18 protein-coding genes are annotated in these 17,786 nt (G+C 51.9%); 9 read left to right on the top strand and 9 right to left on the bottom strand.

What is annotated here, in order from left to right; genetic code table 11:
- Window positions 1–136 precede the first annotated feature (136 nt).
- Window positions 137–289: a hypothetical protein gene (locus tag E3E23_RS02330; RefSeq protein WP_167906080.1), complete on the top strand. Its 153-nt coding sequence runs from the start codon at window positions 137–139 to the stop codon at window positions 287–289.
- 13 nt (window positions 290–302) lie between these two features.
- Here E3E23_RS02330 and pheT read toward each other — a convergent pair whose 3' ends face one another.
- The 3 genes from pheT to tdh form a co-directional block, all read right to left on the bottom strand.
- Entirely contained in the window at window positions 303–1,982 is a 1,680-nt protein-coding gene (pheT, locus tag E3E23_RS02325; protein ID WP_167906609.1) for a phenylalanine--tRNA ligase subunit beta, read from the bottom strand.
- A 22-nt stretch (window positions 1,983–2,004) separates the two neighbouring features.
- Window positions 2,005–3,507, bottom strand: coding sequence for a phenylalanine--tRNA ligase subunit alpha (locus tag E3E23_RS02320; protein ID WP_167906078.1), 1,503 nt, complete (start codon window positions 3,505–3,507; stop codon window positions 2,005–2,007).
- Window positions 3,508–3,585: 78 nt separating this feature from the next.
- Window positions 3,586–4,638, bottom strand: a complete 1,053-nt coding sequence (gene tdh / locus E3E23_RS02315) for an L-threonine 3-dehydrogenase (RefSeq protein WP_167906607.1) — start codon at window positions 4,636–4,638, stop codon at window positions 3,586–3,588.
- Between the two features lie 159 nt (window positions 4,639–4,797).
- Between tdh and E3E23_RS02310 the strand changes: the two genes are divergently transcribed.
- Together E3E23_RS02310 and hmgA are read left to right on the top strand one after the other, a co-directional pair.
- Window positions 4,798–5,541: a MinD/ParA family protein gene (locus E3E23_RS02310; RefSeq protein ID WP_167906605.1), complete on the top strand. Its 744-nt coding sequence runs from the start codon at window positions 4,798–4,800 to the stop codon at window positions 5,539–5,541.
- A 17-nt stretch (window positions 5,542–5,558) separates the two neighbouring features.
- Window positions 5,559–6,785, top strand: a complete 1,227-nt coding sequence (gene hmgA / locus E3E23_RS02305; RefSeq protein WP_167906076.1) for a hydroxymethylglutaryl-CoA reductase (NADPH) — start codon at window positions 5,559–5,561, stop codon at window positions 6,783–6,785.
- Window positions 6,786–6,893: 108 nt separating this feature from the next.
- Here hmgA and E3E23_RS02300 read toward each other — a convergent pair whose 3' ends face one another.
- From E3E23_RS02300 to E3E23_RS02285, 4 genes are all read right to left on the bottom strand, one after another.
- Entirely contained in the window at window positions 6,894–7,412 is a 519-nt protein-coding gene (locus tag E3E23_RS02300) for a hypothetical protein (RefSeq protein WP_167906074.1), read from the bottom strand.
- 38 nt (window positions 7,413–7,450) lie between these two features.
- On the bottom strand, window positions 7,451–9,331 hold the full coding sequence (gatE, locus tag E3E23_RS02295) for a Glu-tRNA(Gln) amidotransferase subunit GatE (protein ID WP_206205601.1): 1,881 nt from the start codon (window positions 9,329–9,331) through the stop codon (window positions 7,451–7,453).
- Window positions 9,332–9,336: 5 nt separating this feature from the next.
- Entirely contained in the window at window positions 9,337–10,656 is a 1,320-nt protein-coding gene (gatD, locus tag E3E23_RS02290) for a Glu-tRNA(Gln) amidotransferase subunit GatD (protein WP_167906072.1), read from the bottom strand.
- A gap of 106 nt (window positions 10,657–10,762) precedes the next feature.
- Window positions 10,763–11,056, bottom strand: a complete 294-nt coding sequence (locus E3E23_RS02285) for a transcriptional regulator (protein WP_167906070.1) — start codon at window positions 11,054–11,056, stop codon at window positions 10,763–10,765.
- A gap of 45 nt (window positions 11,057–11,101) precedes the next feature.
- Here E3E23_RS02285 and E3E23_RS02280 point away from each other — a divergent pair, with 45 nt between their 5' ends.
- From E3E23_RS02280 to rsmA, 5 genes are all read left to right on the top strand, one after another.
- Window positions 11,102–12,265 carry a tRNA pseudouridine(54/55) synthase Pus10 gene (locus E3E23_RS02280; protein ID WP_167906068.1) on the top strand — a complete coding sequence of 388 codons (1,164 nt, stop codon included), beginning with the start codon at window positions 11,102–11,104 and terminating at the stop codon, window positions 12,263–12,265.
- A gap of 147 nt (window positions 12,266–12,412) precedes the next feature.
- On the top strand, window positions 12,413–12,709 hold the full coding sequence (locus tag E3E23_RS02275) for a 50S ribosomal protein L21e (protein WP_167906067.1): 297 nt from the start codon (window positions 12,413–12,415) through the stop codon (window positions 12,707–12,709).
- Window positions 12,710–12,711: 2 nt separating this feature from the next.
- Entirely contained in the window at window positions 12,712–13,074 is a 363-nt protein-coding gene (locus tag E3E23_RS02270) for an RNA polymerase Rpb4 family protein (RefSeq protein WP_167906601.1), read from the top strand.
- Window positions 13,075–13,143: 69 nt separating this feature from the next.
- Window positions 13,144–13,764 carry a DUF655 domain-containing protein gene (locus E3E23_RS02265; protein ID WP_167906065.1) on the top strand — a complete coding sequence of 207 codons (621 nt, stop codon included), beginning with the start codon at window positions 13,144–13,146 and terminating at the stop codon, window positions 13,762–13,764.
- Entirely contained in the window at window positions 13,761–14,582 is an 822-nt protein-coding gene (gene rsmA / locus E3E23_RS02260) for a 16S rRNA (adenine(1518)-N(6)/adenine(1519)-N(6))-dimethyltransferase RsmA (protein WP_167906063.1), read from the top strand. The genes E3E23_RS02265 and rsmA overlap by 4 nt, the downstream gene beginning before the upstream one ends.
- 31 nt (window positions 14,583–14,613) lie before the next feature.
- Here rsmA and E3E23_RS02255 read toward each other — a convergent pair whose 3' ends face one another.
- Window positions 14,614–15,030, bottom strand: coding sequence for a ferritin family protein (locus E3E23_RS02255; RefSeq protein WP_240920720.1), 417 nt, complete (start codon window positions 15,028–15,030; stop codon window positions 14,614–14,616).
- A gap of 226 nt (window positions 15,031–15,256) precedes the next feature.
- Here E3E23_RS02255 and E3E23_RS02250 point away from each other — a divergent pair, with 226 nt between their 5' ends.
- Window positions 15,257–17,002: a radical SAM protein gene (locus tag E3E23_RS02250; protein ID WP_167906061.1), complete on the top strand. Its 1,746-nt coding sequence runs from the start codon at window positions 15,257–15,259 to the stop codon at window positions 17,000–17,002.
- On the opposite strand, the gene E3E23_RS02245 is transcribed toward E3E23_RS02250, so the two are convergent.
- Window positions 16,992–17,774 (bottom strand): hypothetical protein, encoded by a 783-nt coding sequence (locus E3E23_RS02245; protein WP_167906059.1) that lies wholly within the window; start codon window positions 17,772–17,774, stop codon window positions 16,992–16,994. The genes E3E23_RS02250 and E3E23_RS02245 overlap by 11 nt on opposite strands.
- Between the last annotated feature and the right edge of the window lie 12 nt (window positions 17,775–17,786).

Below are 17,786 nucleotides of genomic sequence, written 5' to 3'. Positions count from 1 at the left end.
AATTTGTTGGCATTCTGATAATAATTGGTGTAAAAACTGGGCGAATTTTGACAAATATTTTCAAAATTTTTCGAAATGTTTAATAAAGCGACCTTGGAGTTATCAATTTGAAAAAAGTTATGGAGGTGATCACTAGGTGGAATCTGTGATTGAACCCGAAGTCTTCATAAACATCGTGAACTTTGATATTATGTGGCAGTTCCTTCTTAAGAAATTGAATGAAAACCCTGAGAATGTCGGAAAAGATGCTAATTCGGTATCTCCGTCTTTCTCTCTCCAAAAGAGATAGATAGTAGAGAAGGTCAGAAATACGGTTCTGAATAGAGCGGTCTGAGAAAAATCTCAAAGGCCGCCACTGGCATTTCTATTCCCCAGTTTTCGAGCACCTGCGGATGGATTTCTCCGATTATACCGATTTCCTGACCGTTCACTATTATCTTGCCAACCCTTCCAGGGATGAACGAGCCGTGTTCAGTTTCCTTTAGTTCGTACTCAAAGCCTAAATGGTAGATAACGCTCTCGAGTATCTCTTTGACCTCAGTGAATGTGACGCGTGGGTGGGCGATGGCAACGGCGAGCTTGCTCTCGCTTATCGTCTTCGTCTCCCTGCTCTCGTCTATCAGCGTGGCCTTCCCGACCTCAAAGATTTTCTGCGGGTACTCCTCGTGGGTGTTCTGGCTCAGGAACTCAAGAAGGGAAGGTATGAGCCACTTCCTCAGGGCCGACCACTTTAGGCTTATCGGGTTCTCTATTTCGACGATGTCCTCCTCCGGAATGTTCATCTTGGCGAACTGGGCCTCCTTGTTCGTCAGGTTGAAGGTCATGACTTCCTGCAAGCCGAAGCCGATCATCAGCTCCCTTACAGCATCCTCAAACCCCACGAATTTGTCTCCCCTGCCCTGAACGGCTAACTTGGGCTCCTCGGGTTCGATCTCGTTGTAGCCGTAGGCTATGAGGACGTCCTCGAGCACATCGCGGGCGTGCATTATGTCGTCGCGGAAGGCCGGATACTTGAGCTTTGCCTTGCCATCGACCAGCTCGACCTCGTAAAACATCCTCTCGAGGAGGTCTTTGATTTCAACATCGCTCAGCTCTATCCCGGCTAGCCTTTTGATATAGTCGAGCTCGACTTCAAAGGTCTTGGGGGTTAGATCTGGGGTTTCGATCTCGAAGTCCTTGTAAACTACCTTGACGCTCTTTATCTTGCCGCCGCGCTCGGCTAAGGCAGTAACGACTACATTGAGGGCGAGCATTATCTTTTTCAGGTCCCAGCCAGTGACGTCAACAAAGACATTCTTGGTCTCGGTGGTTACCCTTCCGGTGAGCTCGGAGTTGATAATCGGTGGCATGGAAAGAACGTTGCCCTCGCTGTCAACGAGGAGCGGATAGTATGGTTTGTCCTTTATGAGGTGGCCGTACTCCTTACCCTTCTCGTGCTTTTCGAGGATTTCCTCCAGAGTGAGCTCCTCGTCGAAGCCAAGGGGAATGAACTTCTCTGTTTTCTCCGCCGCACGATAATAGATAGGTGGCTTCACCTTGTCGAAGTCGAAGATGCCTATGGCAACCTCCCTTCTGCGCCTTCCGAAGGTTAAAGCGACTTTTTCCTGGAGGTTGATCATCTGCTTGAGAGCCTCTTCGTCGAGGCTGAGACCCTCAACGATGGCATAGACACCGTAGGGCCTGATATCTTTGAGCTTCTCGTCAACGTAAACAGTGACGTCGCTCTTCGCAACTTCATACCTCGGGAGGCCTTTCTGGAATCCGAGCGCCCAGCGTATCTGCCTTGCTATACCCTCGGCGCTCCAGAGGTCTGGCCTGTTGGTGTCCTTCGAGTCCGCCTTGAAGTAGATTTGACCGTTCTCCTCCCAGACGTCGTCGAGCTCACATTTCGCGTAGAGGAAGAGGTCTTCCCACTCCTGTACGCTGAAGGTCTTCCCAACGAGCCTTTCCAAATCAGTCTTTGAAACGTCGAACTTCGGCACGAGCATCACCACCCGTGAGGTTTCACCATACCAGCCTCGCCTCTCTGAGCCACCTCAGGTCGTAGCTGAAGAGGTAGCGGATGTCATCAATTCCGAGCTTGAACATGGCCAGCCTGTCTATTCCAATTCCCCAGGCTATGACAGGGACATCTATACCCAGAGCCTTGGTCATCTCCTCACGGAATATTCCTGCTCCTCCGAACTCAACCCAACCGAGTTCTGGATGGTAGGCACTCATCTGAACGCTCGGCTCGGTGAACGGGTAGTAGTCAGGCAGGAACTTGACTTTCTTTGCTCCGGCAATTTCAACGGCGAAGCGCTTGAGTATACCTAAGAGATGCCTGAAGTTGAGATCTTCGCCAACCACAAAACCGTCTACCTGGTTGAACTCTATGAGGTGGGTTCTGTCAAGGACGTCAGGCCTGAAAACGCGCTGTATCGTGAAGTATTTACCTGGAATCTCGACACCTTTAGCAAGCTGCCTGCCGCTCAGGGCGGTACCGTGGGCTCTTGGCATCAGCAGCATGGCCCTCTCCGGACTCCAGACGTAGCCCCAGCCGCGTGAGCCAGCTATGCCTCTCTCGTGGGCGGTCTTAACCCTCTCGACGAGTTCTTCATTGGGTAGGTAGCCGCTCTTTGGGTATTTGAGCTGGTAAGTGTCTGTCCATTCCCTCGCGGGGTGGTTCTGGGGCTGGAAGAGGGCGTCGAAGTTCCAAAACTGAGTCTCGATGAGGCTGTCAACGGTCATCTCGATGAAGCCCATCTCGATGAGCCTTCTCCTTATCTTGTCGAGGAACGCCCTGTAGGGCTGTTTTTTGCCCGGATAAACCCTTCTAACGGGTGCGGAGATGTTGAAGCGCTTGAACTCAACTTCCCTCCACTTGCCGGACTTTATCAGCTCGGGTGTGAGGGTAGAAACTTCCTCCTTGAGCTCAACACCTGCTTTGACCACATCCTCTCCCTCTGGTGTTATCTCAACCTCGCGCTCTGTGACGGTGTCTTCTTCCGCTATCTTCCTCCTCTTGAGTTCGTTCACCTTAACGAGCCCCTCGATTTCACTAACCGGAAGGGCTTTCCTCTTGGCGAGCAGTTTGAGGGCCCTGTCTATCGGTCTCTCCCCGGCTTTGAGGCCCTTCTCCGTTATCTCAAGGATGAGCTTTCCTTCTTCCTTCCTGACGCTTGCCCAGCCTTCTCTCCTGAGAAGGCCAACTATCGGCTTGAGCTCATCCTCGCTGAGGACATCCCTAAGGTCGTCGAGCGTGATTTTTCCTTTCTCCCTCAAAACGCTCAGGGCTCTCCACTCCGGTAATCCTATTTGGGCGTACCTTTTACCCGTCTCGGTTAGCTTTACTACTCTCTCGCTCCTCTCGTGGAGCCTGGCCAGCCCCTTGCTCTGGAGCCAGAGAACGGCTCTCATCACAGCCACTTGATCAAGACCCGTCTTCTCAACGAGTTCTTCGAACTTGGCGCGCTTTAAATCGTTAAGCTTTATGAGCGTCAGCTTTTCCTGGTAGCTCAGATCCATAAGGCCACCTCCTTGGGTTGAGTTTGAGGAGAGTTACTTAAGAATTGCGGTTGATGAAGGAAAAGGGAAGAAGAGGACTCACTTCTTGTGGGGGAAGAAGACGACTTTTCCAGTCTTGCCCGCGCGCATGAGCTCGAAGGCTTCCTCGAACTTGTCGAAGCCCTTGTACTTGTGGGTGATTATCGGGTCGAGGTTGAGCTTGCCGCTCTGGATGAGGCTTGAGACGGTATACCAGGTCTCCCAGAGGTGTCTTCCGGTTATGCCGTGAACTTCGAGGGCCTTGAAGATTACGAGGTTGTTGACGTCGAAGGTGACCTCCCTCGGGAAGAGGCCGAGCAGCGAAACCCTTCCTCCTGGGGTTACCGCCTGGAGTCCCTGCTCCAAGGCCTTTGGTGCCCCGCTGAACTCTAAGAACACCTCAACACCGGCTCCATCAGTTATGTCCATTACGAACTTAACTGGATCCTCCTCGAATGGGTTGACGACATAGTCGGCGCCGACCTTTTTCGCTAGTTTTCTCCTGAACTCGCTCGGCTCACTAACGATGACTGGATAAGCGCCAGCAGCTTTTGCAACGGCGATTCCAAGCAGGCCGAGCGGACCGGCTCCGGTTATGAAGGTGCTTCTCCCGGCTATCGGGCCGGCTAAAACTGTATCGACCGCGTTTCCAAGGGGCTCCTGAAGGCTTGCATACTCGGGCGGCATGTCCTTCGGGTTCTTCCAGGCGTTCTGGGCTGGAACTATGGCGTATTCAGCGAAGACACCGTCCATGTCGACGCCGAATATCTTGGTGTTCTGGCAGACGTGGTAGCGGTTATGCTTGCAGGCGTAACATTTTCCACAGACGATGTGGGTCTCAGCTGAAATGTAATCTCCAACCTGGATTGTATCGACGCCGGGGCCAACCTCTACGACCTCTCCAGCGACCTCGTGCCCCATAATCTGGGGAGTTTTGATTCTGCTCTGGGCCCACTCGTTCCACTCGTATATGTGCAAATCGGTTCCACAGATGCTCGTAGCGAGAACCTTGATGAGAACCTCTCCGGGACCGGGTTTGGGGATATCAACTTCAACAAGCTCCGCACCGTAAGCGGGCTTCGTTTTCACGATGGCTGGCATCTTGCCTTCCATAGTTATCATCTCCAAAGCGTTTACACGCATATCTAAACGAGAGGCGATATAAACCTTTTGCGAGCGTATAGCGATGTAAACAATAGTTTTCCTGATGGATCATCGGAAACCTTATATTCTCCTGCAAGTATTTCCCTAATGGACAAAGGGGGTTGGAAGATGGCGTTGATCGTCGTGACTGGACGCGGGGGTGCAGGAAAAACCACCACTACCGCAAATCTCAGCACTTTCCTGGCTATGAGAGAGTACCGCGTTCTGGCAGTTGATGGTGACCTCTATCTGCCGAATCTTGGTTTTCACTTTGCACTCGATACCGTAAAGTATACACTTCACTCACTCCTCAAAAACCCCGATATCGATCCAGAATGGGCCATATACAAACACCCCCAAACGGGAGTCCACGTGATGCCGGGAAGCACACAGCTCCAAGATGTCCTTGGTATTTCTCCGAAAAGATTGGTGGAGATTCTCGATAAAGTCAAGTACAAGTTCGGTGTCGTCTTTGTAGACTCACCTACGGGCATTCCATTCGACACGCTTCCCACCTTTGAGCTGGCCAACTACCAGCTTATAGTGGTTGAGATAGAGCGTTCTCCAATTTACTCCTTTGAGACGATGGTGAAGAACGAGATAGAGAAGCTGAAGGCCCTGGGTGAGAGGTACAAACTCAACATTGGCGTGATACTGAACAAGGTGAGGGAGTCTGAGGATGTGGTTGATGCGATAATAGATGCCGTTGAAAGTGACCTTGGTGTTCCTGTTCTGGGGTGGATACCCTTTGATAACAACGTCCCCGAGTCAATTAACGTTGGTATTCCAATCCTTAAGTACATGCCCCGGAGTGATGCTGCCCTCGCGTTTCGTGAGGTGGGAGAAATTCTCGAAGAGTGGATATTCGGCTGATTTCTGGAGGTGTTAGGATGAACGTGGAAGAGCTCGTGGATAAGGTAGCCAGGGGAGAAATAAAGCTCCACCAGGTTGAGAAGTACACGGACGGCGACAAAAGGCTCGCCACTGAAATAAGAAGGAAGGCCCTCGAAAAGAAGCTTGGAATAAGCCTCGAGAACATAGGACACTACTCCATTGACCCGAACCAGGTCATTGGAAGGAACATCGAAAACATGATAGGAGTTGTCCAGATTCCGATGGGAGTCGCGGGGCCGTTAAAGATCAACGGAGAGTACGCCAAGGGAGAGTTCTACATCCCGCTCGCGACGACGGAAGGGGCACTGGTTGCCTCCGTGAACAGGGGCTGCTCTGCCTTGACGGAAGCTGGGGGAGTTAAGACGACCATCGTAGGGGATAAAATGACCCGCGCGCCGCTCCTCAAGTGCCCCGACGCGAGAAGGGCTAGAGAAGTTGCTGAGTGGGTTAAGGCTAACCTCGACTATCTCCAGGAGAAGGCAGTCTCAAAGGTAACAAGGCACGGAAAGCTCCGGGATGTTAAGCCCTTCATAGTGGGCAACAACCTCTACCTCCGCTTCGAGTTTGAGACGGGCGATGCCATGGGCATGAACATGGTGACCATATCGAGCGAGGAAATAATGAAGGTCATTGAGGAGGAGTTCCCCGACGTTAGGTACCTAGCCCTATCCGGTAACCTCTGCGTTGATAAAAAGCCCAACGCCATGAACTTCATCAATGGCCGTGGAAAGACGGTCATAGCCGAGGCAATAATCCCGCGCGAGATAGTCGAGAAGAAGCTCAAAACCACCCCCGAGCTTATCGCTGAGGTCAACTACCGCAAGAACCTCGTAGGCTCTGCCCAGGCCGGCTCCTACGGCTTCAACGCTCACTTTGCCAACATCGTTGGAGCCATATTCCTCGCCACTGGTCAGGACGAGGCGCAGATTACGGAAGGAGCCCACGGCATAACTCTTGCAGAGGTTACACCAGAAGGCGACCTCTACATCAGCATAACAATGCCGAGCCTCGAGATAGGAACCGTCGGCGGAGGAACGAGGGTTCCAACTCAGAGGGAAGCGCTCAGCATAATGGGCGTCGCCGGCGGTGGAGATCCACCGGGGACGAACGCCAAGAAGTTCGCGGAGATAATAGCTGGTGCAGTTCTCGCGGGCGAGCTCTCCTTGTTAGCGGCAATAGCGGCGAAGCACCTCGCCAAGGCTCACAAGGAGCTTGGTCGTTGAGCCTCTTTCCCTTCTTACTTAACGCTTAAAAATCCTCGAAGAAATGTGTTCTGGGGATGATGACCATTTCCCTCACTCTGACAAGTGATGAGGAGCCGATGCTCTGACCTATCTTCTCCTCCTCTTGTAGCCTCTCCTCAGGCCCTCTATTGTTCCGGAGATGAGGAGTATAAGGGGCAGGTAGTTGGAGACCTTTTCGAGTTCTTCGTTTCTGTATCCGAGATAACTCATGAGGAAGAAGCTTCCCCATAATAGTCCCTGGAGAAGCCACGATATTCTGTCGGAGCTCCACTTCCCCTTAAATTTCTCGTCTATGATTTCATTGAAAACTACCTCAAGGCCCTTCCACTTTCCTACTTCATACTCGTAGGCGAGCGTGGGCTTTTCTATCCACTTGAACTCCTTGTCCGTCAGGTAGAACCATCTGCTAACTCCGTCGCTCAACTCGATTACATATATTTCCTTGGACTCTTTGAGGAGTCCCCTCGCGTTTTCTAGCAGGGTGAAGTCATCAGGATTCACGAGCCTGATATAGCTTTCCAAATCTTCCTCAAATCTCCTTGCGCGGACGCTTATTGGCTCGTCCGTCAGTTTGTGGAGGTAGTAGTAGATGATGAACTTTCCCATGTTCTCACGAGAAGAAGTAAGAAAAGGGAGTTAAAAGCTTAACTGAGCTCCTGAATCTTCTTCCTGACCAGAGCGCTGACGAGCTTTCCATCTGCCCTGCCGCGGAGCTTTGCCATGGCTCTGCCCATCAGCATTCCCATCGCGCCCATACCCTTGGCCTTGATTACCTCGATGTTCTGCTGGACTATCTCGTCAATAATCCTCTCGACCTCTTCCTCGCTGAGCAGCGTTAGGCCCTTCTCTTCAGCCACTTGTTTTGCAGTCTTCTCTGGATTGAGGGCGAGCTCTTTGAATATATCCTCAAAGGCTTCTTTGGCTATCTTTCCAGCGAGGTAAAGCTCGAAGGCCTCCTTTATGTGCTCGTCGGTGATGTTCTCTATTGGGGCCTCCTTCTTGAGGCCCTTCAGGACGACAACAAGCGTCGAAGCCGCCAAAGAGGGCTTGACGCCCATCTCTATAAGCTCCTCGAAGAGCTCGTCGCGCTCGTCATTTACCAGGGTCTCAGCTAAACTCTTGTCTATCTTGTACTCCTTCACGTAGCGCTCAACTCTCTCCTGTGGGAGCTCTGGGAGGTTGGCAAGTATCTCCTCCTTCATTTCCTTCGTTATGAGTATCGGCGGGATGTCCGTCTCGGGGTACATCCTTGCCTTTCCTGGGAGCGGGCGCATGTACTGGGTGTTCCCGTCTGGCAGAGCCCTTCTCGTTTCCTCGGGAACTCCTTCTATAGCCTCCCTCGCACGCTGAATTACTTCTCTGAGGGCGTTCTTTGCGGTCTCCTCTTCGGCAGCAACGAGGACAAACGCGTCCTCCTCGCCGAGGCCAAGTTTTTCGATAACTGCATTAACCTCTAATTCTGTAATTCCATAATTCGGCAATTCGTCGATGTGGAAGATGCCCCTAACGTACTTCTTGGCCCTGTCGGCCATCTCCGTTCCGAGCCTTCTGCCGGGCTGTATCTCCTTCCCGATGAGCCCACGGAACTTGGGGAGCTTTATCGCCAGAACCTTTCCGCCCGTCTTAATCGTCCTCGCGATTATCTTTGACGGGGTGTTTTCGAATATTTCCGTGACGTCGTAGAACTCCTCCCTTATGTCCTCCGGCTTAACCCCGCGCTTCCTCAGCTCGTCCCTTATCTCCAAAAGCTTGAGCTGCCTTTCGATTTCCCTCTCGATAATGAGTGGTATCATATCAAGCTCTTGGACGCCCTTGATCTCTACCCTAGCACCACCCTTTATCGAAACGTTGAGGTCCTGCCTGATGGTTCCGAGGCCGCGCTTGACCTTCCTGGTTGCCCTCAGCGCGTCGCCTATGAACTTGGCTACAACCTTGGCCTGCTCCGGGTGGTGGATGTCTGGCGTCGTTGAAATCTCGACGAGGGGGATTCCAAGCCTGTCGAGGCGGTAGATTACCTCCTTCTCCCTCCTCTCAACTATCCTGCACGCGTCCTCCTCAAGGCAGACGGTTGGGATGCCGACCGTTCCCCACGGCGTTTCCACCTTTCCGTTCATGGCTATTATCGCTGTCCTCTGGAAGCCCGAGACGTTGGAGCCGTCTATGACGATTTTACGCATGAAGTGGACCTCGTCAACGGGGGTGGCGTTGAGGAGGTAGCCTATCTGGAGCGCTACGCGGAGGGCCTCTTCGTCCGGCATGTGCGGCGGCTCTTCGTCTATGTACACGAGGTCAGCGAGCTCGTAACTGCCCTCGTAGATGTAGGTTCTTCCCTTCTTGAACTCCTCCAGTGCGGCTGGATCAATCTCGCCGAGCTCGCTTATGGTTGGCCTTAGCCTTCTCTGGAAGGTGAACTCCACCTCGTCGCTCAGCTCGCTCGGAACGGGTGAGAATAATTTCTTGGTGTCGAGCTGCCTGTGAATCTCAAGACCCACCTTAAGCCCAAGCTTTTCGTAATCGTACGCCATTATTATCACCTCAGGAACGTGTCAAACCTCGTGTAGGGGGTTATCTCGCCCGCGTAGCTGGTCAGCATCATCTCCCTGACTTCCTTTGGATCGTTGGTGTGGCCGAGAACCCACATGAGCTTAACGTAAGCCGTCTCTGGAAGTATGTCCTCACACGGGATGACTCCAGCTTTGAGGAGCCTCCTTCCCGTGGAGTAGACGTTGAGGTTCACCCTTCCGTAGAGGCACTGGCTCGTCATGCAAACGGTGACACCTTCCTCCGTGGCGCGCTGGATGGAGTCAATGACGTAGGTTGGCACGTGGCCGAGGCCTGTTCCCTCTATTACGATGCCCTTGTAGCCTTTATCAACAAAGAAGTCTATTATCTCCGTTGCCATTCCGGGAAATGCTTTGACGAGGGCCACTTTCTCCTCCATCTCGTCATCTACCCAGACCTCGCTCTCGGTTCTCCTCCTGTAGTCCTTCCTGAGGAACTCGATTTTTCCATCGGCCATTATCTTGGCTATTGGGATGTCATTTATGCTCCTGAACGCATCTCTCCTGCTGGTGTGCATCTTCCTGACCTTCGTTCCGCGGTGGGCGAGGCAGTAGCTGTCAGAAGTCTCGCCGTGCATGACCACGGCCACCTCGCCGAAGTCTGCGGTGGCCATTCTGACCGAGCAGATGAGGTTCATGGCAGCGTCACTGCTCGGCCTGTCACTGCTTCTTTGAGCACCTACGAGAATAACGGGCTTTCCAAGGTCGCGGAGCATGAAGCTCAACGCCGAGGCAGTGTAGGCCATCGTATCTGTTCCATGGGCGATGACCACTCCATCCTCTCCGTTGTTCAGCATCCCTGCGACCTCGTGGGCTATCTTAATCCAGTACTTGGGCTTCATGTCCTCGCTGAGTATGTTCATGAGAAGCTTTGGCGTGATGTTGGCTATTTCGAAGATTTCTGGAACCGCCTTTGCGAGCTCCTCTGCTGTAAAGGCCGGGTGAACTGCACCAGTCTTGTAGTCTATCCTGCTCGCTATGGTTCCCCCCGTTCCGAGAATGGCAACGTTCGGCAGGTCTGGCTTTTTGGGAAACACTTCCTCGAACTGGATTTCCTCTTTGGGCTTGGCCTTCTCAATTATTTCGACGGAGGCTATCTGGTCAACGAGAATTCCGATGTTGTAGCCGTTGTCGAGCTTGAGCGTAAGTGTCTCGCCGCTGGAGAGTTCGTAGGGACTCATCACGATGCCCTCATAGACGCTCTCGTTTCCGTTTTCCTTTTCAATTATTCTGACGTAATCCCCAACGTTGAGGCCTTTTTCTTTCATGAACCGCTCGACTTTGCGCATAACTACTCCCTCCGCCCTATACTGGTGGGAGGCTAATATAAACCTTCGGGCTGGACGTATGACGAAAATCGTGGAAAAATACCGCAAAAATCTGTCATTATGGCAATCACTTGGGGGCTATTTTAAACCTAGGCTCCTCTATCCACTCGGACTTGCAGCGCGGACAGCGCGATGGAATGTTTATTTCTGGCCTGAAAACGAAGCCGCACTTCCTGCACTCGGCGGGCTTTATGAGGAGAACCTTTCCCTCGCGCTTGAGAACCTTTTGGATGGCTTTGAGGTCTTCGAGGATTAATTTCTTCGCCCCCCTTCCTCGGAGCTCCAAAGCCATGGCTAACTCGCTCGGTGAGTAGTCCCGCTCCTCCAAAAGTTTTATTATCCGTTGCCTGCGAGTCATCATTGCGAGATGCTTGGAAACAGAAGATATAAAGCTTAGGGTGGGAGCATGATAGTCAAAAAGGCCGAAGAGGTTCTCGAGAATCACAGTCTCTGCAATCACTGCCTTGGCAGGCTCTTCGCCAAGCTCGGAAAGGGCACCAACGAGGAGCGTGGAGGGGCAATAAGGTTCGTTCTCAACATGGAACGCTCCGAAAAAGGACTGGAACCCGTCGAAAAGCCTGCGAGATGTGAGCTTTGTAACAACGTTTTCGAGAGGCTTGACCAGTTCGTTGAGCTGTGCTTAAAAGCATCTGAAGGGATTGAGTTCTCAACCTTCTGGGTCGGCTCGAGGTTTCCCGATGAGGTGCTTGAGAAGGAAAGGCGAATCTGGGAGGAGTTTGGTATAGAAACAGCCGAGCCGATAAAGGCCGAGTTCAACCGCGAGCTCGGAAAGGCCCTCGGAAAGAGACTGAGAAAGGAAACTGAGAGAGACAACCCCGACGTGGTCTTCATCGTGGAGCCCTTCTCTGGGAAAGTGGAGCTTCAGATAAACCCGCTCTACGTTTATGGCCGCTATAGAAAGCTCGTCAGGGGAATCCCCCAGACGCCCCTACCGGACTTCGAGGACAGCGTTGCGTCGCTGATATGCAGGCCTTTCTCAAAGGCAACTGGGGGGAAGTGCGTCTTTAAGGGTGCAGGGAGGGAGGATGTTGACGTCAGAACCCTCGGCAACGGCAGGCCCTTCATCCTTGAGATAAAGAACCCCAAAGTGAGGAGCGTTGACCTCAACGTCCTCACAGAGGAGATAAACGGGAGTGGAAAGGTTGAAGTGCTTAACCTTCGCTTCGTTACTCCTAAGGAGGCTGAGAAAGTTCTCACCAAGAACCACCGAAAGGAATATCTTGCGCTCGTCCTCGTTGAGGACGGCGTAACTCCCGAGGAAGCCGAGGAAGTCGCGAGAAAGCTTAGAGGACTTGAGATACGCCAGAGGACGCCGTGGCGCGTGAGGAAGGCGCGGGCCGACAAGGTCAGGGTGAAGAGGGTTCACGATGCCGAGGCTAGGTGGATAGACGAGAGGCACTTTGAACTGAGGCTCATAACTGACGGCGGCCTCTACATCAAGGAGTTAATCTCCGGGGATAAGGGAAGGACGAAACCGTCCGTGAGCGAGCTGCTCGGAAAGCCCGCCTGGTGCGAGAAGCTTGATGTGCTGAACATCCTCGATGACTGAAAACTTTATAAACGCTTTTCGCTGATTGGGTAACGAAGCCATAATAGGCTTAGTCTATACGCCGAAAAGATTTGGAGAATTCGAAAAGTGGAGATAAACCTCTCCATGTCCGTTGCGGGATGAGTAAAAATTAGTGAGGTGATTGGTATGGTTCAGAAGGCCCACAGCTTTAGGAGGAAGACCAGAGGCAAGCTCAGCAAGAAGCCGAGGAGGAGGGGACTTCCCCCGCTCACCAGGTTCCTCCAGGAGTTTGAGGTCGGGCAGAGGGTTCACATCGTCATAGAGCCAAGCTACCACAAGGGAATGCCCGACCCAAGGTTCCACGGTAGAACTGGAACCGTCGTCGGCAAGCGCGGCGATGCTTACGTCGTCCAGATTAGGGACGGCGGCAAGATAAAGACCTTCTTCATCCACCCGGTTCACCTGAGGGCTCAGAAGGGATGAGCATGATAGGCAGGAAGAAGCTCGAGGAGCGCTATCTTACGATAGCCGAAACGAAAGAGCTCCTCGAGAGGCGCAAGGCTGAGGGCATCGAGGAGAACCCTGAGGAGCCGATGTTTTACGAGGCCAGGGTTAGCCTCGAGCATGCCGAGCGCTTCACCAGGCTCAAGCCAGAACAGGCAGTTGAGCTCAAGGAGAAGCTCATGGAGCTCTTCGACTGGCTCGACGAGAGGTTGGCAGCTAAGCTCGTCGACCTGATGCCGGAGGACTACTTCGACATCCGTGTCATCTTTGCCAAGGAAGAGTACTTGCCAACGAAGGAAGAGGCCGAGGAGATAATAAGGCTCCTCGACGACTACAGGGAGTGACTTCCTTCTTTCCCTTTTCTCGACAAAGTATAAAAACTCCAAGTGGGTATAATTTCTGGGGGAGAGAAAATGGATCGCTACAGAAGGCATTCTTATAGGGAGAGCCTCGAGAAAAAGAGGCGGAATGTTGAATATGAAGAGTACGCATACGTGCTGGACTATCTGCCGGAGGGATACACCGATTTGAAGACCGGGAGGAGGACCGGAAGACCTGTGGCCCAGGTAATAGGTGAAAAAGCCTTCACGCTCCTTGAGGTGGCCCCGAAAGAAGATCTGATGCTGTACGAGAGAGTGTTCATAGGCAAGGGCCAGAGGGACAAAATTCTCATGATAAATAAGAAGATCCATTACGATGATCTCACCGCCACGGCCAAGGCCGAGCTTCCCTACGTCGTTGAGGAGATAGTCAAAAACAACGAGGAGCGCTTTGTTCAGTTCTTCAACCTCGCTCCACCGATAACCAACAGGCTCCACAGTCTCGAGCTCCTGCCGGGCATAGGGAAGAAGCACATGTGGGAGATTATAGAGGAGCGCAAGAAAGAGCCCTTTAAGAGCTTCGAGGATCTAAGGCATAGGGTCAAGGGACTCCCTGATCCAGCGAAGATGATAGCCAAGCGCATCGTTGACGAACTGGAAGGCAAGGACAGATACCGCCTCTTCGTTGGCTCGAGGAGGATATTCAGGGTATGAGGGAGCGCATCTTTTCTCTTATTTCTAAATATGGGTTACGGGCAAATTCTAATCTCGGCCAGAACTTCCTCATAGTTGATGACATAGTTGAGCGGAACGTTGAGAGGGCTGAACTGAGCGAAAGCGACACGGTTCTTGAGATTGGGCCCGGTTTGGGAGTCCTCACGGACGCGCTGAGCAAGAACGCTGGAAAGGTCTACGCGATAGAGAAAGACCCTCGTCTTGTTGAGATACTAAAAAAGGAGTATGCCTGGCCCAACGTTGAGATAATAGAGGGAGATGCCCTGAAGGTGGACTTTCCTGTGTTCAACAAAATAGTGTCCAACCTTCCCTATCAGATATCCTCACCAGTGACCTTCAAATTTCTCAGATATGAGTTCGACAGGGCAGTTCTGATATACCAGCTCGAATTTGCCCAGAGGATGGTGGCGAAACCTGGAGATGGAAACTACTCCCGCTTATCCTTGATGGTTCGAGCAAAGGCCCACGCCGAGCTCGTCGAGAGGATAGGCAGGGGTGCTTTTTATCCAAGACCAAAGGTGGACTCTGCCGTCGTAATCCTGGAACCCAAGCCTAAAGACGAAAGGATAGAGCTCGACGAGAACCTCGTTAAGGCCCTCTTCCAGCATAGGAGAAAAAAAGTCAGTCGGGCACTGAAGGATTCACATCACATGCTTGGCCTTGGTAAGGCGGAGCTCAAGGCCGTAAAGGGGCTAATAGCCTCGGTTCCACATGCAGAGAAGAGGGTCTTCCAGCTTTCTCCGGAAGAGGTTAAGGAAATAGAGGATTACCTACGGGCCAACCATATCATCGGGTAAGTGGAAGCAAAGAACTGGTGGCGGAATTATCTTATTCTTTCTCCAGTTCATCCCCGAAGAGTGCCTCATAGATCTTCCTGAGCCTCTCGTAATGTCCATTCTCGATGTCAGCCAGCCATACGAGAGTTGCCTTTGTTTTTTCGTCGGTAGCGTGATCTGCCAGGTAACGGTAGACCTCGTGCGCAAGCCTTTCGGTGCCCATCATGTACTCGATGATGTCCCCCAGGTTCCCCTTAAACACCATCTCCCTGAGGCGATCCTCGGATAACTCCACCTCCAGGGGAGGGATGTCTACCTGAACTACATTTTCCCCGGGAAACATCGTGTGGTATAGCCTTAGCAATATCTCAGCGTGCCCCAAACTGTCCCTGTAGAGTTCAAAGAAAAGCTTTGGAACCCGTTCATCCCACATAATCTCTTTGCTCATCGTGTAGAGTCTGTGGTACATCTCGGCCTCCTTTACCTCTTGGTCTATCCAGTATGAGATAAGTTCCTTATGGTTGAGCTGGGAAAGTGTCTGGATGATTTTTTCAAATTGAGCTTTTTTCTTAGTTTTGTAACGGGAGGTAGTCATTTGAGTGGTCATATTTATCCCAGTTCTGTGCTACGGCGTCGAACCGTTTATACTTTTCGGTATCGATTGATTTTTAAGAGGCCCAGTTGATTCACCCAACATGATAGTTGCCATCATCGACGGTTACACAGACGAACCTGCCGGGCTGGGGGTTCCGCCTTATCTTGGCATATACCCAAGGTATGCCTACGGGGCAATTAAAAAGGCCAGAAATGATGCTGAAGTATTCTACCTAACCATAGATGACCTCAGAGCTACGTTCATCGGGGAAAACGGCATAGCAACCAAGAACAAAACTCCAAACTTCCCGAAGACTAGGCAAATCCTTGAAAAGGCTCAAGTTATAATATACATCGGTGGCTTGCACACTCCTGGCAAATATCTTTCGGCAGTTCCATCCCAGGTTGAGGAGGTTGCAAAGTTTCTGAAGCCTTTTCAAGGGGTTAAAATCCTTGGTGGGCCTGCGTTCATGGGCTCCGCCCATCAGGGTGGGACGAAGATAACCTCGCGAGAACTGATGCTGGCCCAGGAGGTTTTTGACCACATCGTTTACGGTGACCTGGAAGCGTTCCTCCATGATTTTTTTAGAGACCCGAGAGAGGCTGACCCATTCAGGTTCAGAACCTATGACGAGCTCCGGGATTACGCGCTCCTTGGGGCTGAAGTTGTCAAACAGTTTCCTGACTTCCCGGATTTTGTAATAGTGGAAATCGAAACGCAGCGCGGCTGTCCAAAGGCTATGGGTATTGGGGGATGCTCCTTCTGCACGGAACCCGTTAGGTACAGAACCGTTGAGGACAGGCCAGTTAATGATATAGTAAAAGAAGTCGAGATTCTCTACAACTTGGGAGTAAGACACTTCCGCGTCGGCAGGCAGAGCTGCATCTTCTCCTATATGGCGAAGCCGAACGGCCGCGTTCCCATACCAAACCCCGAGGCGATAGAGAAGCTCTTCCGTGGAATCCGCTCGGTCGCTCCAGACCTGAAAACCCTCCATGTGGACAACGCCAACCCAGCTGTAATAGCCAACTATCCAGAAGAGAGCACGCGTATAGCGAAGGCCCTTGTTGAATATGGCACTCCGGGGAACGTTGTGGCCTTCGGGCTGGAGAGCGCAGATCCCAAAGTGGCCAGGCTCAACAACCTGAACGCCACTCCCGAGGAAACCTATGAAGCTGTAAAGCTGCTCAACGAAATCGGCGGGAAGAGAGGATACAATGGGATGCCCTGGCTCCTGCCGGGTATAAATATTATCTTCGGCCTTCCAGGAGAGACAAAGAAGAGCTACGAGCTGACGTTCCAATTCCTAAAGAGGCTTCTCGACGACGGTTTGATGGTTAGGAGGATAAACATCCGACAGGTGGTTGTCTTCCCCGGGACTCCGCTATGGCACATGAGAAACAAAGTCAAGACAGAGAAGCACAAGAAGATCATCCAGCACTACAAGTATAAAATCCGTCATGAGATAGATCTGCCGATGCTGAAGCGGGTTGTGCCCGTTGGGACTGTGCTTAGAGACGTTAGGGCTGAGGTTTATGATAACGGCCTTACCTACGGCAGGCAGATAGGAAGCTATCCCCTTATAGTCGGCATTCCAAAGGAGGTCGAGCTGAACCGCTTCTACGATGTGGTAATAGTCGGACACGGCTTCAGGAGTATAACGGGAATTCCAGTACCGATAAACGTTAACACTGAGAGTCCCAAGGTTCTTCAGCAGATTCCGGGGATAGGGAAAAAGAAGGTTGTGAAACTTCTTTCAAGGAGACCGTTCAGCAGTAAGGATGAATTCTTTGAAGTGGTTGGAAAAGAAGAGAGAAACCTCCTGGAGGATTTGATCACCCTGTAGTATTCCCTTCTCCACTCGGCCATGTGAACCCTATCAGCTTTTCTATCAGCGTGATTTCTGCCCTGAGGGTGTCGTCGGTCACTCCCTCTATCACAAGCACACCTCTGCGTGGGGCAAAGATCCGGTTCTCCTTTGCGCCCTCAGCCGGTCCAATGATGAGTATCACCAGGTGGTCTGGGTTTCCAATCTTACCCCGGCCAATATCGAACTTAGTCATGAACGTTAGGTAGACCTTTCTGTACCTCAGCCAGGTCTGGTTGTAAGCGTACTGCTTGGCGGTGGCGTTGTCATAGCCCATCTCTAAGCCCTTTAGATAGTAATTTGTCTTGAAGATGTTGGATACTACGCCGGATATCTCGGAAACCACCAGTGTTCTGTACGCGCAGTCTCCAACGTACAGCTGTGGGTTGTCTTTACAGTTCTCAGCCGATGGGTCACCGAGTACTATGGTGAAATAGTCGTACATGCTCCTGAGGGTTAAGTTCAGGTCCACCTCAGGACTTCCTGTTATGTAGCTGTCCACTGTGATGTTGTATATCCTCGAACCCGTAGGTGGCCTGGTTCCTTCTTTGAGGAGCTTCCCGTACTGCTCCTCAGTGAGGACATAGAACTGGGCTGAGGGAGTGTATATCACGATGTACTGGCTCGATGCCTTTGGTGATCCTGGATTGAGGACGTTAGAAAACTCATGATATGCATAAATGAAGTAGCTTATTGGAGCAACGATTATGAGGAGAACTATGAAAATGACTGCAAGCTTCTTTTGATTCAAGGTTAAAACCCC

Origin of the sequence: Thermococcus sp. CX2 (assembly GCF_012027555.1) — an archaeon.
Taxonomy (GTDB): Archaea; Methanobacteriota_B; Thermococci; order Thermococcales; family Thermococcaceae; genus Thermococcus.
Note: the sequence above shows the minus strand (reverse complement) of the source record. Positions and strands in the feature narration are given on the sequence as shown.